The sequence below is a fragment of the Pseudorhodoplanes sp. genome, from assembly GCF_059499825.1.
Genome location: NZ_JCABZI010000011.1, coordinates 43782 through 59057, shown reverse-complemented (window position 1 = coordinate 59057; position 15276 = coordinate 43782). Strand labels below are relative to the sequence as shown.

Here is a 15276-nt window from a genome sequence, read left to right as displayed (position 1 = left end):
TAACAGCGCAAAAGTTTGATGTTGTTAGCAACCAAGCTTCCAGATTATCTCCCTCGGCATACTTAGTCCAATTCATGGCGATAATTCGCTGTATGAACACTGATAATGCGCCGCCGCGAATGGTCTTGTTGCGCATCATCCGTCGGGCGAAGGGGCTGCGCGTCTGCATCGGTCAGGCGAACGGTTTGTTGCCAACATTATGGACGGCCGTCGATGGTAAGGGTTTTCCTGGCGGCCGAAGTGCTGATGGAGCTCTTAAGCAGCGCTGTGCATGTTTGGCACATCCATTTGATGCCGGTGTCGTTGGCGAAGCGCATGTGGCTATGCACTTTAACTTCTATCGTGGGCAGTTCGAACGGGAGATTCAGGAGCCGGAAGTCTTTGGCCCGATGAAGGCTCAGCGCCAGCTGTCTTGGAAAGATGGCCGCCAGATCTGAATTGCGAACGATCTCAGGAGCGGTCGTAAAGTGACCGCGCACAGCGATCCGGGGACGGGCATCTTCATCGCCGAGGGATTGCTCTGCCAGCTGATAAATCGTTGATGTGGTTCTCGCGAAGAAGAACCGAAGCTTTGCGAAATTTTCTCGCGTGAGGTGAGACTCTGCGATCGGATGCTTGGAACGAACCATGCAAATATAACTGTCTGAGAACGTATCAATGCTCGTCAGATCTTTTGAGGACGAGTTCACGGCACCAATCGCCAAATCTATTTCTCCGGAGCGCATGGAGCTTGGAAGGCGGTCCGGGACCAGCGGGACGATGTCGACGCGGACAAAAGGAGAGCGGCGCGACAGTTCTCCCATGAGGCGGGGCAACATATAGGCCTCCGCGATATCCGACATGGCAACTCTGAAGGTTCGTTCTGTGACTTTCGGGTCGAAAGTCGCGCTGCTCTGTAGGGCACGGTTCAGCAGCGCAAAGGCTTGATCGAGCGGTTCATGCAACCGGACGGCGGCGTCGGTTGGAAGCATCCGATTCGCAGCTCTGATAAAAAGTGGATCCCCGAAACGGTCTCTCAAGCGCCTTAGCGCGTGGCTGATGGCGGGTTGGGTCAGACCGAGGCGATCGCCCGCTGCAGTGAGACTTCGGAGATCCCAGATAGCGAAGAAAACCCGAAGCAGATTGAGATCGATATGTTCATTACTCGGCTTCATGCAGGAAATTATAACTATGAATTTGACTTTGGGGCAACAAGGTCGCCATCCTGACAAAGATTAGAGGTGCTACCAGAAAAGCTGAGACGTGCGAGATCATGGGATGGCGTCGATCGCTCAGTCGGAGTGATAAGCGCGGAAGAGCGCAGAGCCCAGCTCTGGAGCCATTGCTGTTCGCTCGGAGCGTGCGTCGCAAGGCAGGAGATAAAAATGAGCAGTGCGGTCGCGCGGAACGCGGTTGAGAGGCCGAGTAATCTTGGCTCCGATTTCGATTACAAGAGCGCGACGCGCTCTATCCTTCCCCGCCTCGCAGCAACGACCAATGAGAGCGACCGGATGCGTCGTCTGAGCAATGACGCAGCGAACGCGCTCAGGGAATCGGGATTGTCGCGTCTGATCACGCCCAAAAAGTACGGCGGATACGAGCTTTCGCCAAGCTCACTGATTTGGACATGCGCGGAAATCGGCAACGTATGCTCGGCAGCGAGCTGGGTGCTGATGGTGTGCGTGGCGCACGACTACATCATCGGAAGGTTTCCGGAGGAATGTCAGCGGGAAGTTTACGAAGGCGACGCTGACAATCTGGTCGCCGGTTCGCTGGCGCCTGGGGGCACTTTGGAGCCGGTAGAGAACGGCTGGCGCCTCACAGGACGCTGGATGTTCGGCAGCGGGTCTGATCACTCTCCCTGGTTCATCGTCGGTGCAAAAAATGGTAGGCCCGGTGACAGCGACCCGATCATGCACCATGTCATGGTTCCGCTCGCGGATGTCGAACTGGAAGACACTTGGCATACGCTGGGAATGCGGGGATCGGGCTCGAAGGATATCATCGTAAAGAACGCCTTTGTGCCGAAGCATCGGGTGGTTCCGACGTTCCCAACATTTCTTGGCCTTAGCCCGCACACGAAGTCGCCTGTGTATCGCTTATCGGTTTACTCGGGTCTGCCCGCCATGCTGTCGAGTTCGGTTCTCGGAATGGCGGAGGGCGGATTGAGGGCGTTTGTCGATATGACGTCGACGCGGAAGAATCCTTACGGTGTTGCCAAGGCGAAGAACCCGCACATGCAGAAGCGGGTTGCCGAATCGGCAGCTGAGATCGCCGCGGCACGGCGCCTCATCAACGACATGTGCGATCGCTTCGACGCTTTTATAGTGGTCGACAAGGCGCCGATGTCTGCGGAGGATCGCATTCAAATGCGATGGGATGCCGCATACGTTGTCGAGTTGAGCAGGCGAGCGATAGAACGGCTTTATGCTGCGTCAGGCGCGCTTGGTCTTTATGAGGGCAATCCGGTTTATCGCGCGTTTCGTGACATCAGCACCGCGTGTCATCACGCGGTTGTGGACTTCGACACTGTATCGAGCCTGATGGGGCAACTCCAGCTTACGGGTGACCTCGGTGAAGACCCTCGCATGCAACCATTTGCTTGAAGTTAGATTCGTAGCGAGTGCCAAATTAGTGTGAAATCTGGTCGTGTCGTTATATCGGATGAACTCCGAGCGATGCGGCGCGACAGGGATCTGCGCGACTTCGCCGCTTCGAAGTTCGACGAGTGCGTAGTCGCGGCCGGTGAGCCGCGCTAGTCGAACAGTATTATGCCCGGTCTTGGTGGGATCGAAGACGTATCTGACGCGAAGTCGCGGCTGAGAGAAGTCGATTGCTCGCGAGCATTGCTCGGTGTTTGTGCTCGCTCGACGCCCCGAGACCGAGCAAGTTTGTCACGTCGACGAGCAATTTCCAGGCTGGTTGTAGTCTTAAACCTCTTCATCCTTCAGTGGCGGACTGCAATGAAACTCAAGCGTCAACCCCGCCGGGGGCGGTGGCGACATGTGCGACACCGCTGAGCTCACCCACGCGAACGTAGCGAAATAGAAAGCAAAAACGATTTAAAATCATAGAGTTAAATGGTCGGAGCGGCGGGATTCGAACCCACGACCCCTAGTCCCCCAGACTAGTGCGCTAACCGGGCTGCGCCACGCTCCGACCGTTTAAAACCAATGGCTAGCTTAAGCCATTGCAGTCCCAGTTGACCCGTTGGGGAAGCGGCTGGGAAGGCGCTCATCGCTGAGGCGCCCCTCGGTTGCCCGAGGCCGAAGCGGATAACCCGGCCGGACCGCGCTTGCAAGGCTCTGTCGCGACCTTGGCATCGACCTCGGGGAATAGTTTCGTCCGCACCGATCGTCCGCTGGTCGGCACGTGGCCGCTGCGGGCTGATGGCCGGCGGCCACATCACCGAGAGGTGACCAGATCTTTGTGCGAGATCAATTTGTGAAATTCCCGCTGTGCAAGGGGAGGGTCTCTGCCCGGGACCATTCCATGAAGCAGCTGACGGCAATCGAGCTCGAACGATATGCGCTGTGGTGCGCGCGCATCGCCGACGAATGCACGGCCCCAACCGTAGCCGCGGAACTCAGAAAAATGAGCCGTGAGTTGATCGATCACGCACGCCGCGAGGCGCTGCTGAGCGCTGAAGAGGATTGTCGGCCGAACGAAAAGAAAATCTCCTGATGACCGTTACGCCTTGCCCAGCGCGCCTGCCGTTTGCGCGCAGCCCGGCATCGCAGAAGGCGGATCAGGCCGGCAACTCGAGGATCGTGTTCGAACTTGCCTGGATGTCGTAAATCGCGACCTGAACCTGCTTGAACTGCTTCTTGATGATCATGCCCTGGGCCTCGGCGGCCTCGAACGTGGCGTAGGTTGCCTTGGTCTGACGGTCCACTTGCAGGCGATAGCGACCGGCTTCCTGTCGCCGCTTTTGCGAATGCGGCTCGAACACGACCTCCGCATCGCCAGGCTCTGACGTGGCGGCGGGATCCTTGGGTTTCAACGAAAGCGGAGTTTTGGCCATTTTGGCTCCTGTGATGTGAGGCGGATATGGTGATGGAGCCGCACGTTGCCAATGGCACAGTCAGACGCGCACGCCGCGCAAGCCTTCGCAGGTCATGAGGTCTTTCGCAATGGGCCGCGCAGGGCGAGCATGAAATAGGATAGCGCGCTTGCGACATAGACCGCGGTAAAGGCCTTGATGAAGCCGGTCAGATCGGCCCCGGCCACGATCGCGATTGCCGTGGCAAAGGTCGCCGCCAGACTGACCAGCACGCTCAGGCGCGCGATCACCTTGAAATAGCCGGTGTGGATCAGCAGGAAGTTCGACACGGTCTGGATCAGGTTGGCGATCAGCAGCACGATCATCAGGTGCACGATCGCCTGCGGCATGACGGCGGAATCGCCGAGCAGGATGCGGAACATCGGTTCGGAGAAAAACGCCAGCGCAATGCAGATGGCAATTCCCGGCAGGCTGGCGAGGCCGGCGGCCATCAACGTTGCGAGCACGACGGATCGCCGGTCGCCTTCGCTATGGGCGCGGGTCTGGCGCGGCAAGGCCACGTCGCTTGCCGCCGAATAGAGCACGGTCGCGCCGCGCACCACCTTGAACAGGGTGTCGAGGATGATGGTCGGCGCGCCGAGTCCGTAGGCGGCCGGCACGATCGCGTAGGCGAAATTGTAGAGATAGAATTCGTTCACCGCATAAGTGCCGCCGGAGACCACTTCCTTCCTGTTGTCCCGGAAGAACGACCGCAGGTTCCCGGCAAAGCCAGCGATCGTTGCCTGCAGCGCGCCCTTGCGCGACAGCCGCGCGATCATGACCGCAAACAGCGCGGCCCAGATCAGGTTCGCAATCACCAGGAAGGCCATCAGCGACAGGCCGATCAGCGTCGCCAGCATGAAGCCGACATGCAAAGTGCGCCGCGTGACCTCCATGCCTTCGAAGAAAATGAAATCGTCGACCGCGAGGCTGATATTACGCAACGCGAACCATACCAGCGTGATTGCGGTGAAGAGAAAGAATAACGCGAGTTCGAGCCCGCCATAGGCGCCCGCGCCCAGCAGGAGCGCACCGAAAAAGCAGGCGATCGTGCAAACGATGCCGAGCAGAAAATACAGGATCACGATCGCGGTCGCATGCGCGACGACGCTGGCGCCGGCTTCTGCGCCGCCCAGCAGCCACGCGCGCATGCGAACGAAGATGATCTTGACGAGGCCGATGTCGCTCAGCCACAGCGCGATGCCGAGCGTGCCGACCAGGATGAAGACCGAAAATCGCTCCGGGTCCAGGATGCGTGCGAACACGAAGGTCTGGACCAGGCCGCCGACCAGCCCGCCGCCGGCGGTGGTGGCGCGCAGCAGCAGATAGGGGATCGACAAGAAGCGGCCCGAAGCGCCATCCGGGGCGTCGACCGGACGGGAACCCGCCGATATTTCGGGACGGCCGTCGATCATGGAATCGGATGTGGCGGCGGACATTGTCGGTTGATCGATCCGGAGCGCCGGTCAGGAATTGGATGGCGCGCGTAAGACATCATAAAGGCCGGGGGTTTAAGGAACTCTCAAGCGCGGCCGTGTGACGGCATGCAAGGCTTGTGCGACCAGCGTTTGAGGCAGGAAGAGGCGCGCCATGCTCGACAAAACTCCGGGCGACTTTCTGATCGGACTGGACGGCGGTGGAACCCTGGCCCGCGCGTTCGCCGAACTCGGCGTTCGCAACGACCGCGACTGGGCATGGGACAATTACGAGCATGTGGTGCGGGGTCTTGCCCGCATCCTGCATGCGCATCGTCTGCTCGAAGTCGGCGGCGGCCGCGATCCGCTGTTCAAGGCCGACGAATTGTCGGCCCTCGGTCTCGACATGACGGTCAACGATATTTCGCAGACCGAACTGGATGTCCTCCCGGAGAGCTACCACAAGGCCTGTTTCGATGTGGCCGGCGACATTTCCGCCGTTGCGGATCTGCGCGACAGCATCGATCTCGCGTTCTCGCGGATGGTGTTCGAGCATGTCGCGGACGGGCAGCGCGCCTGGTCGAACTTGTACCAGTTGCTCGCGCCGGGCGGCGTGGCGCTTGCCTTCGTGCCGACGCTCTATGCGTTTCCGTTCGTGGTCAACCGGCTGCTGCCCGACGACGTCGCCGCGAAAATCGTCAAGCTGATCTATCCGCACCGGACCGACGACGAAGACCCGGTTTTTCCGGCCCGCTACAGCTGGACCTATGCCAGCGAAAGAAAGATGAAGCCGATGCTGGAGCGCATCGGCTATCGCGAGGTGGTGATCCTTCCGTTTTATGGCCACGGCTATTTCGATCGCTTTCCGATCCTGCGTGACGTGCATGCCCGCTTCACCGCGCTCGCCCGCAAGCACGACTGGCGCACCGTCGCGAGCTACGCCTATATCGCCGCGCGCAAATAGGCGCCTTCCGCAAGACGTCAGGCCGTGGGCTGCGCGATCGCGCGCCGTCTGAAATTCATGGTCGCGACCGAGAATCCCCAGACCAGCCCGAGCAGCAGATAATAATGCCGCCAGTGGTCGGTATCGATGATCAGGCCTTCGAGCGCCACGCCGGTGAACGTCGCCATCACCGGAATGAAATAGCGCTGCCAGGGCGTGGTTACGAACACCGTTCGAAGCCCAATCGCGAGCGTGATCAGAACGAGCGCCAGATAGGAGAATCCGCCGAGCCAGCCATATGAGGCGAAGGCATTCAGATACACCTGGTGCGGATCGTTGGTGTAGTGATTGCGGAATTGCAGCGGGCCAAATCCATTGGGCCGTTCGAGCAATTCGCCGACGCTTTTCTTCTGGTTGCCGAAGCGTCCGCTCTCGCCGGTGTCGTAATATTGGTTGAGCGACGCGCGCTCCTTGAAGACGGTGCCGACATTGCCGACGGCGAGCAGGCCGATCAGGAGGCCGGCCACCGCAAGACTGACCATCACCGAGAACGCAACAAGCCGGGCGCGGAACCAGCCGCTCGGCGTGGTCACAAACAACAGCGCCATCATCATCGCCGCCGAAAAAACCATGTGCGCCCAGGCGGCGCGCGAGAAGCTCAGGAACAGGCCGGCGGCCATGATCAGGAACGCAGCGAGCGATAGCACGCGCAATCCGCGTGCGAGGAAGGATTGCAGCAGGAACAGCATCGGCAGGATCATGAACGGTCCGTAGACGTTCGGATCCTTGAACGTGCCGCGTGCGCGACCATAGAGCGTGAGAATGTCGATGCCCTTGAAGTAGCCGACGATGCCGGCGAGCGCCGCGCAAACTCCGGCCAGAATATAGGCCTTGCGCAGGATTTCCCCGCGGCGCACGCAGTCGGTCGAAAAAATCATCGCGAAGATGATGGCGGTGAACGCCATGTAGAACGAAATCAGGATGAAGCGCCGTGACGGCTCGTCGCCGATCACCGGGATCAATGCGAACGCGCCGCCGAGGTTATAGAGCAGCAGCAGGATGACGAGCGGCAGCAGCTTGCGGTCGAGTGTGACGCCGGCGAGGAAGCAGGTGAACACCAGCAGCGCCGACAGCACTTCGTAAGGCGAGGGCTCGATGAAGACCAGAAAGCTGCCGAGGATCGTCAGGAACAGCGCGCCATGAAGCAGGCTGATCGCAATGGCGGGAACGCGGCGCGACGCCACTGGCGCGGCGGGCACCACCGGTTGCGCCGCACGGCGCGGCGCTGCGATCGCCGCGGCCTGGTCGAGCGTGATCAATATGCGTTCTCGCTTTTCAGCAGCGCGAACGGCGTCATCAGCACGATGTAGAGATCGAACAGGACGGACCAGTTCTCGATATAATAGAGGTCGTATTCGACGCGCTTCTGGATCTTCTCCTGGGTGTCGGTCTCACCGCGCCAGCCGTTGATCTGGGCCCAGCCGGTGACGCCCGGCTTGACCCGGTGACGCGCAAAATAGCCGTCGACGGCTTCGTCATACAGGCGCGCCTCGGCCTTGGCATTGACGGCATGCGGTCGCGGTCCGACCAGCGAGAGATTGCCCTTGAACACCACGTTGAACAGCTGCGGTAATTCGTCGAGGCTCGCCTTGCGGATGAAGCGGCCGACCCGGGTGACGCGGGGATCACCTTTGGTGACGAGCTTGTTCGCGGCCGCGTCGCATTGGTCGACATACATCGAGCGGAATTTATAGACTTCGATCAGGTCGTTGTTGAAGCCGTAGCGCTTCTGCTTGAACAGAACCGGCCCGCGGCTGTCGAGCTTGATCGCGATCGCGACTGCCGCCATGACCGGCAGCGCCGCGAGCAGGATAAGGCCGCCGACGATCTTGTCGAACAGCCATTTCATCACGACGTCCCAATCCGCGATCGGGCGGTCGGACACGTCGAGCACCGGAACGGTGCCGATATAGGAATAGGAGCGCGGCCGGAACCGCAGCTTGTTGGAATGCGCCGACAGGCGGATATCGACCGGAAGCACCCAGAGCTTCTTGAGCATCGCCAGGATGCGGTTCTCGGCGGTGATCGGCAGCGAGAAGATCACGAGGTCGATGCGGGTGCGCCGCGCGAATTCGACGAAATCGTCGACAGTGCCGAGTTTCGGCAAGCCGCCACAATGTGTCGGCGCGCGCTCGTCGTTGCGATCGTCGAACACGCCGACCACGCGCACATCGTCGTCGACCTGCGTCTTCAGCGCATCGATCAGCGCTTCGCCCGGCGCTCCGCCGCCGACGATGACGGTGCGTCGGGTGAGCCGTCCCTCGCGCATCCATTGCTTGACCAGGATGTATAGTCCGGTGCGCAAGGCCATCAGCGTCACGATGCCGACGGCCCAGAAGCTCAGCAGCCAGACACGCGACAACGGCAGATCGAGCTTGAAGAAGAACGACACCGTGATCGTCAGCAGGAACACCACCGACCAGGCGGGGATCATGCGCGCCATCTGATTGAGCGGCCGGCGGAAGGCATGGACCTGATAGACATCCACCGCCTGGAATGCGACGACCGATACCAGCGAGATGCCGGCAATCGCGAGAATGTAGGGCCAGCGGTAGCCCTCGATCGGGAACACATAGGCGTAGTAGACGAGGGTGCCGACGAACGCGATCAGCGCGGCGTCCAGCGCACGCACGAATCCGGCGAGTACGATCGGCGAGATCGCCGTGTGTGTTGCAACCGATGCTGCCGCCAGCGCTGCCGGAGACAATTGCCGCTTGTTGCGCGCGGGTGCATCCGAGCTGCCGGTTGCGGCAGTCGCAGCAGCGGGCGCGCCCAGCATCTTGTGAGCGTCCAGTTCGAACATTTGCGCCGTCCCTCGATCCGTCACGCCGAGAAAGAGACCTCGCGCGCAGACCTTGTTTTGAGGGGACAGGTCTATCGGAAAAGATTCAACAAAAGCTTATGCGTATTTTAGCTTTTGCGCGCCGCGATGGCCGCGCAATACGCATCGATTCCGCCGTCGACCATGTCGTCCAGTGAGAAGTTGGCGCGCACCCGCGCCTGCAACAAGCGGGTGGCGTCGGACATGCTTTCCGGATGGTTAACGGCAAAGGTCACGGCGCCTTCGAGCGCGATGCGGTCGTCGGGCGTGACCAGGCTTTCCGCTAGCGGACCGAACATGTCGGGGATGCCGCCGACACGGGTTGCGACCAGCGGCTTTCCGGCGGCGGCCGCCTCGAGCACGATATAGGGAAAGGATTCCGCGCGCGAGGGAACCACCATGATGCGGCCGAGCGCGAAGGCTTTCCGCGCTGGCATCGGCGCCATGAAGCGGACTGCCTCCGCGAGCCCGGACTGTTGCGCCTGCCGTTCCAGATCGTCGCGCGACGATCCGGCACCGACGATCGTTGCGGTCAGCGGCAGGCCGCGCGCGCGCAGGCTCGCCAGCGCACCGATCAGCAGGTCGACACCCTTCAGGTCTCGCAATTCGCCGATATAGAGAAGATCGGTCGCATCGTCGGCCAGCGGAACGCTCGCGAATTCGTCTTCGCCGACGCCGTTCGGCACAATCCGCGACATCGCGGCCGGCTCTCCGATCTTGTCGCGAAAGATCCGTTCGATGAAGGCGCTCTCGAACACGAACAGGTCGGTGCGGCGATTCAGCAATTGCTCCAGCCCGAGATAGAAACGTCCGCTGACGCTTGTGCGCTGGAACAGCAGGCTGCCGCCATGCGGGGTGCAGACGCGCAGCGGCCCGCCGGAGGACACGGCTAGTCTCGCATAGGCGGCGCCCTTGGCGCCGTGTCCATGGACCACATCGGGCGCGGTTTGCTGGACGCGCAGGCCGACATGGCCGATCGCCGACAGATCGCCGAAGCCGATGTCGCGGCCCATCGCAAAGCGGGTCAGGCCGAGACTCAAATGCGGTGACAACTGGCGAAGAACCTCGGTCGCGTTGTCGCCGCCGGTGGAACTGTCGCAGATCAGCCCGACCGCATGACCGCGCGCCGACTGGCCGCGAACCAGATCGGCGACGTGCCGGAACAGTCCACCGACGGGGGAACGCAGCACATGCAGGATGCGCAACCGGCGTGCAGGTTCGGTCATTGCCTGTAGGTCAGCCCGAATACGTTAAGAGACGTTAAGGCCTGCTATGAGCGCGATTCACCGCGCGCGCCAAGGACCTTGCGCTTATTCGCCACATCTTTTCCGGCCTTAACGCGGCAATAACCATAATGGGGGGAAATAGCGTCGTCGGTTGTGGCGGAGTCGGTGATGCAGTCGGTAGGGCAGGGTAGCGTTGGGGTTTCCTCGGCGGAAACCGATACCGAACTCGATCTGCGCGCGCTTGGTGCGGCCCTCTGGCGCAAGAAGTGGCTGATCCTGATTCCGACGATCCTTGTCGCTGTGGCGACGCTGATGATCGTTGACAGGATCACGCCTAAATTCCGCTCCGAAGCCAAGATCGCGATCGAGGGACGCGAGAACGTCTTCCTGCGGCCGGAGGCGGAAAAATCGATCGACCGCGCCGCAGCCGATCAGGAAGCGATCGCCACCCAGGTCCAGATCATCCAGTCGCGTGACATCGCCCGGCAGGTCATTCGCGAACTGAAACTGGGCGAGCGCCCGGAATTCGATCCGGCGCTGAACGGCACGTCCGCGATCGGAGCATTCGTGTCGGCCTTCGGGTTCGGCCACGATCGCCTGAAGATGACCCAGGAAGAGCGGGTCATGGAAATCTATTTCGAGCGGCTCACGGTGTCCGCGGTCGAGCGCTCGCGCGTCATCACCATCGAGTTTCTCAGCGAGGATCCCGAGCTCGCGGCGAAGGTCGTCAACGCCATCGTTGACGCCTATATGAAAATGCAGCAGCAGGCCAAGCTCGATCAGACCCGCAGTGCCAGTGCCTATCTCGCCAACGAGATCAAGCAGCTGCGTCAGACCGTGCAGGAGGCCGACGCCAAGGTCGACCAGTTTCGCGCCGGCGCCAACCTCTATATCGGCAACAACCAGACCAGCCTGAACACCCAGCAACTCGGCGAATTGACCTCCCAGCTTGCAACCGTGCGAGCGCAGAAGGCCGATCTCGACGCGCGGTCGCGTGCCATCCGCGACATGCTCAAGAGCGGCAAGCAGGTCGAGTCGTCCGATATCGTCAATTCCGATCTGCTGAAGCGGCTGGTCGAACAGCGCGTGTTGCTGCGGGCGCAGCTCGCCGAACAGTCTTCGACCCTGCTCGAGCGGCATCCACGAATCCAGGAACTGAATGCGCAGATCAATGCGCTGGACGCGCAGATGCGCGGTGAGCTGGAGCGGCTCGTCAACTCGATCGAGAACGATGCCCGCATTGCCGCGGTTCGCGTCGACCAGACCAACGAAGCCGTCGAGCGGATCAAGCGGCAGATCAGCGGCGCGTCGCCGCAGGATGTGCAGTTGCGGGCGCTCGAACGTGAAGCCAAGGCCCAGCGCGACTTGCTCGAGTCCTATCTGGCGCGCTACCGCGAAGCGACGGCGCGTGAGAATATCGATGCCGCTCCCGCCGAGGCCCGGGTGATCTCGCGCGCCACGGTGTCGAACGTTCCGGCTTTCCCCAAGAAGCTGCCCATCATTCTCGTGGCCACGCTGGCGGCGCTGTTCCTGTCCGCCGCGTTCGTGATCTCGTCCGAGATCATGCGACAGGGTGTACCGACACGGGCCCGCATTCGGCCGGTGCGGGATGAGGCGATGGTTCCGGCGGAACCTGTTGTCGCCGAGTCGACGGTGCCAGCGCCGTCTGCGACCCGCCGCTCCTTGCTCGCGCTGTTCAAGCGCAAGCCGCGCGCTGCTGCGGTCGCAGAGCCCAGACAGGATATCCCGGTTCCTGAAATTCCGGCTGCGGCCACCATTGCTGCGCCGAAGGCGGACCGGATCGAGACGCTTGCCAACGCCCTGACGGCCTTGACCGCCAGGGGCGAGCCGGCCGGCAGCGTGGTGGTGTTCGGGGTCGGACGCAACGTTGGCACGACCTATACCGCTCTCGCGCTGGCCCGCGCGCTGGCTGCGAAACGGGGCAAGGTGGTGCTGGCCGATCTCGCGCTCAACGCACCCAATCTATCCATCATGTCGGTCGATCCGCAGGCGCCCGGCTTTGCCGAGCTTGCACGCGGGACCGCGTCCTTCGGCGATATCATCACTCGCGACAGGTTCTCGCGGCTGCATCTGGTTTCGACTGGCCAGGTGATGGGCGATGCATCCGTCATCTTCGCGTCTCCGCGTTTGACCATAACGCTCGAGGCGCTGGCGCGCGCCTATGACCACATGGTGATGGATGGCGGCGCGATATCCGAGGCTCCGGTCGCGTTCTTTGCGGCGCTCGCGCCGCGTGCCGTTCTGGTGGCGAAGGATACGAAGGCGCAAGAGGCGCAGGACGCTCGCGCGCAGCTCACCAAAGCGGGGTTCGCGGATGTGGTCTGCATTCAGGGCGGGGCGGGGCAGTCCGCCACAGAACCGGTCGCAGCCTGAGCGGGCAGTCGTTTAACGGTCAGCGCCTGGCGAACAGCCTGGCGCGGCCCTTGCTGACCAGATCCCATAATCTGGGATTGTTCTTGATCGTACTTTTCAGCGCACGCATCGCCTTCGTTGTCATCGCGAATGCCTGTCCGCGTGCCGTCAGTCCGATGAAAGAGTCGAAGGGCTGCTCGACGGTGTCGCATAGCGCCGTCTTGTATTCAGCCGCGCCGACACCGAGATTGAGCATCCGAAACCCGCGCCGCGTGCAATCGTCGACCAGCTTCAGAAGCAGCGTCAGGCCTGGGCTCATGCGAGCGTGCCGGCTGAGCGTATAGGAGTTGAACATGGTCGAGAAACAGGTCCGGTCGTGAATCCCGGCGAACACGGCGAGGATTTCCTCGTCGCAGGTCAGTGCGTGGATCTCGACAAGCGGGCTGCCTTCGGCAAGTCCCTGGCGGCAGGAAGCCCGCAGGAAGGCATCCATGCCCGGCTCGTCGAACGCATTGGCAATGCCGCGGGCGCCCAGACGTACCGCCTTCTGCTTGAGGAATTCGGAGACACAGCGATCGGCGAGCTCCGGTGACGTGACGCGCTGATAGCGATAGCCCGGAAGCTCGGCGAGATGGCGTTCCTTGCGGCGAAGCTTGCGCCGGGTATCGGCGTTGTAGCGCCGCGCCATGATCTCGTCTGTCGTCCCGTCCAGCGACAGGCTGTAACACTTGTCGGGCGCCGATCGATGCGCAAGCAGCAGCAACGGGTTCGCGATGCCTTGCAACTGTGGCGGCTGGTTGTGCAGTGCCAGCGCATCGATGCCGCCGGCGGCAATCCGCTGCAGGATGCTCTGCAGATCCGGCTGGGTAATGGCGCGCGCAATGTCCGTGCGCCACAGCATGGTGCCGAAATTGGCATGGCGGCCGCAGAAGAAGCTCGCGACCTCGCAGCCGCCGACCGTCTTTCGGACCAGCGGCCAGACGAAAACCGGGCTTCCGGCCGGATCGCGGCCGATCACCACGAACGGCTTGTAGCCGCCCGGCGCTCCGACATGCCGGAACCACAACGCGCAAAGGTCGAAATCCTGATACGCGGTGGCAAAGCAGTCCTGCCGCAGCAGCGCACGCCACGGGCGTTCGGCGCCGTCCAGACTGTCGGCAATGTCGATGGTCCAGCCGGCGTCGGACCGGGCGTGCAGGTCCCTGATGAGAGGCGCATGCTCGATGGTCGCGTCCTCGGTTTTCACCAGCGCGAAATTCATGCCGGGCTCCTTGAAAAACCCACCGTGGCAAAGGATTCTCAACAAAGCGTTGGCAGGATTGCGCCTGTTTCACTGAAAGGCGGCATTTCGCGGTGAGTGGGCTGAAGAAAACCATCATCCGGGCAGGGCTCGAGGGGCTGTATTTCAGCGGCGCCCATGTCGCCCTGCGCCCGTTTCTGCAGGGTGTGGGGGCGATCCTGACGTTGCATCACGTCCGGCCTTCGCGCTCCGGAAGCTACCAGCCGAACCGGCTGCTGGAGGTATCGCCCGGCTTTTTCGCCGCGGTCATCCGCAAATTGCGGCGATCCGGCCTCGATATCGTCTCGCTGGACGAAATGTATCGCAGGCTGACCCAGCGGGATTTCAAGCGGCGCTTTGTCTGCCTGACCTTCGACGACGGTTATCGCGACAACCTGCAATGGGCCTATCCGATCCTGAAGAAACACGAGGTTCCGTTCGCGCTCTATGTGCCGACCAGCTTTCCCGACCGCATCGGCGAAATCTGGTGGGTGGCGCTGGAGCGGGTCGTGGCCAATAACGACCGCATCGGTCTTTATATCGACGGCCGCGAACGCCGCTTCGACTGCGAGCGCGCTGACGACAAGAGGAACATCTACGAGCAGCTTTACTGGTGGCTGCGCAGCCTCGAGACCGAAGACGAGTTGCGCGCGGTGGTGCGCGACCTGGCCGCGCGCTACGGCATCGACATGGCGGCGCTGTGCGACGAATTGTGCATGAGCTGGGAGGATATCGCCGAATTGTCCCGCGACCCGCTGGTCACCATCGGCGCGCATACCGTCAATCATTACATGCTGAAAAAGACGCCCGACCGGGTGGCCCGCTCGGAGATGGAGATGAGCCGGGCGGTCATCGAATCCGCCATCGGGATCCGTCCCGAACATTTCGCCTATCCGGTCGGCGATCCGAGTTCCGCCGGGGCGCGTGAATTCGCGATTGCGGCGGAACTGGGCTTCAAGACCGCGGTGACCACACAGCCCGGCGTCCTGTTCCGCGAACACCGAGATCACCTGACCGCGCTGCCGCGCATCTCGCTAAACGGCGAATTCCAGCAATTGCGGTATCTGCGGGTGCTGTTGTCGGGCAGCGCCACCGCGATGTGGAACGGGTTCCGCCGCACGCCGAAGGCGGCGTAGGC

The 15276-nt window shown here is 61.9% G+C and carries 12 protein-coding genes and 1 tRNA gene; 5 read left to right on the top strand and 8 right to left on the bottom strand.

The features are described from left to right. Positions 1 to 197: 197 nt before the first annotated feature. Positions 198 to 1154 carry a LysR family transcriptional regulator gene (locus AC5I5I_RS16345; protein WP_495974909.1) on the bottom strand — a complete coding sequence of 319 codons (957 nt, stop codon included), beginning with the start codon at positions 1152 to 1154 and terminating at the stop codon, positions 198 to 200. 210 nt (positions 1155 to 1364) lie between these two features. On the opposite strand from AC5I5I_RS16345, the gene AC5I5I_RS16340 reads away from it, so the two are divergent. Next, entirely contained in the window at positions 1365 to 2585 is a 1221-nt protein-coding gene (locus AC5I5I_RS16340) for an acyl-CoA dehydrogenase family protein (protein WP_495974907.1), read from the top strand. Positions 2586 to 3060: 475 nt separating this feature from the next. Here AC5I5I_RS16340 and AC5I5I_RS16335 read toward each other — a convergent pair. Further along, a tRNA-Pro gene (locus tag AC5I5I_RS16335) sits at positions 3061 to 3138 on the bottom strand. A gap of 333 nt (positions 3139 to 3471) precedes the next feature. On the opposite strand from AC5I5I_RS16335, the gene AC5I5I_RS16330 reads away from it, so the two are divergent. After that, positions 3472 to 3663: a hypothetical protein gene (locus AC5I5I_RS16330; protein ID WP_495974905.1), complete on the top strand. Its 192-nt coding sequence runs from the start codon at positions 3472 to 3474 to the stop codon at positions 3661 to 3663. Between the two features lie 64 nt (positions 3664 to 3727). Here the strand turns inward: AC5I5I_RS16330 and AC5I5I_RS16325 are convergent, their stop codons facing one another. Together AC5I5I_RS16325 and AC5I5I_RS16320 are read right to left on the bottom strand one after the other, a co-directional pair. Next, on the bottom strand, positions 3728 to 4003 hold the full coding sequence (locus AC5I5I_RS16325; RefSeq protein WP_495974903.1) for a hypothetical protein: 276 nt from the start codon (positions 4001 to 4003) through the stop codon (positions 3728 to 3730). Positions 4004 to 4095: 92 nt separating this feature from the next. Beyond that, positions 4096 to 5460, bottom strand: coding sequence for a hypothetical protein (locus AC5I5I_RS16320; protein WP_495974901.1), 1365 nt, complete (start codon positions 5458 to 5460; stop codon positions 4096 to 4098). A 151-nt stretch (positions 5461 to 5611) separates the two neighbouring features. Between AC5I5I_RS16320 and AC5I5I_RS16315 the strand changes: the two genes are divergently transcribed. Next, positions 5612 to 6400 (top strand): class I SAM-dependent methyltransferase, encoded by a 789-nt coding sequence (locus tag AC5I5I_RS16315; protein ID WP_495974899.1) that lies wholly within the window; start codon positions 5612 to 5614, stop codon positions 6398 to 6400. A 17-nt stretch (positions 6401 to 6417) separates the two neighbouring features. On the opposite strand, the gene AC5I5I_RS16310 is transcribed toward AC5I5I_RS16315, so the two are convergent. From AC5I5I_RS16310 to AC5I5I_RS16300, 3 genes are all read right to left on the bottom strand, one after another. Further along, a complete protein-coding gene (locus AC5I5I_RS16310; protein ID WP_495974897.1) occupies positions 6418 to 7698 on the bottom strand; it encodes an O-antigen ligase family protein in 1281 nt (426 codons plus the stop codon). Continuing rightward, positions 7695 to 9242, bottom strand: coding sequence for an undecaprenyl-phosphate glucose phosphotransferase (locus AC5I5I_RS16305; RefSeq protein WP_495974895.1), 1548 nt, complete (start codon positions 9240 to 9242; stop codon positions 7695 to 7697). Before AC5I5I_RS16305 ends, AC5I5I_RS16310 begins: the two co-directional genes overlap by 4 nt. Positions 9243 to 9349: 107 nt before the next feature. Beyond that, positions 9350 to 10486: a glycosyltransferase family 4 protein gene (locus tag AC5I5I_RS16300; RefSeq protein WP_495974893.1), complete on the bottom strand. Its 1137-nt coding sequence runs from the start codon at positions 10484 to 10486 to the stop codon at positions 9350 to 9352. Positions 10487 to 10654: 168 nt separating this feature from the next. On the opposite strand from AC5I5I_RS16300, the gene AC5I5I_RS16295 reads away from it, so the two are divergent. Further along, positions 10655 to 12880: a GumC family protein gene (locus AC5I5I_RS16295; protein WP_495974891.1), complete on the top strand. Its 2226-nt coding sequence runs from the start codon at positions 10655 to 10657 to the stop codon at positions 12878 to 12880. 19 nt (positions 12881 to 12899) lie between these two features. Here AC5I5I_RS16295 and AC5I5I_RS16290 read toward each other — a convergent pair whose 3' ends face one another. After that, on the bottom strand, positions 12900 to 14120 hold the full coding sequence (locus AC5I5I_RS16290; protein ID WP_495974889.1) for a GNAT family N-acetyltransferase: 1221 nt from the start codon (positions 14118 to 14120) through the stop codon (positions 12900 to 12902). Between the two features lie 92 nt (positions 14121 to 14212). Here AC5I5I_RS16290 and AC5I5I_RS16285 point away from each other — a divergent pair, with 92 nt between their 5' ends. Continuing rightward, positions 14213 to 15274 (top strand): polysaccharide deacetylase family protein, encoded by a 1062-nt coding sequence (locus AC5I5I_RS16285; protein WP_495974887.1) that lies wholly within the window; start codon positions 14213 to 14215, stop codon positions 15272 to 15274. Positions 15275 to 15276: the final 2 nt, after the last annotated feature.

Coding starts and splice junctions, on each gene's coding strand:
- AC5I5I_RS16345 (WP_495974909.1), bottom strand. CDS start 1,154: ATGAAGCCGAGTAATGAACATATCGATCTCAATCTGCTTCGGGTTTTC.
- AC5I5I_RS16340 (WP_495974907.1), top strand. CDS start 1,365: ATGAGCAGTGCGGTCGCGCGGAACGCGGTTGAGAGGCCGAGTAATCTT.
- AC5I5I_RS16330 (WP_495974905.1), top strand. CDS start 3,472: ATGAAGCAGCTGACGGCAATCGAGCTCGAACGATATGCGCTGTGGTGC.
- AC5I5I_RS16325 (WP_495974903.1), bottom strand. CDS start 4,003: ATGGCCAAAACTCCGCTTTCGTTGAAACCCAAGGATCCCGCCGCCACG.
- AC5I5I_RS16320 (WP_495974901.1), bottom strand. CDS start 5,460: ATGTCCGCCGCCACATCCGATTCCATGATCGACGGCCGTCCCGAAATA.
- AC5I5I_RS16315 (WP_495974899.1), top strand. CDS start 5,612: ATGCTCGACAAAACTCCGGGCGACTTTCTGATCGGACTGGACGGCGGT.
- AC5I5I_RS16305 (WP_495974895.1), bottom strand. CDS start 9,242: ATGTTCGAACTGGACGCTCACAAGATGCTGGGCGCGCCCGCTGCTGCG.
- AC5I5I_RS16300 (WP_495974893.1), bottom strand. CDS start 10,486: ATGACCGAACCTGCACGCCGGTTGCGCATCCTGCATGTGCTGCGTTCC.
- AC5I5I_RS16295 (WP_495974891.1), top strand. CDS start 10,655: ATGCAGTCGGTAGGGCAGGGTAGCGTTGGGGTTTCCTCGGCGGAAACC.
- AC5I5I_RS16290 (WP_495974889.1), bottom strand. CDS start 14,120: ATGAATTTCGCGCTGGTGAAAACCGAGGACGCGACCATCGAGCATGCG.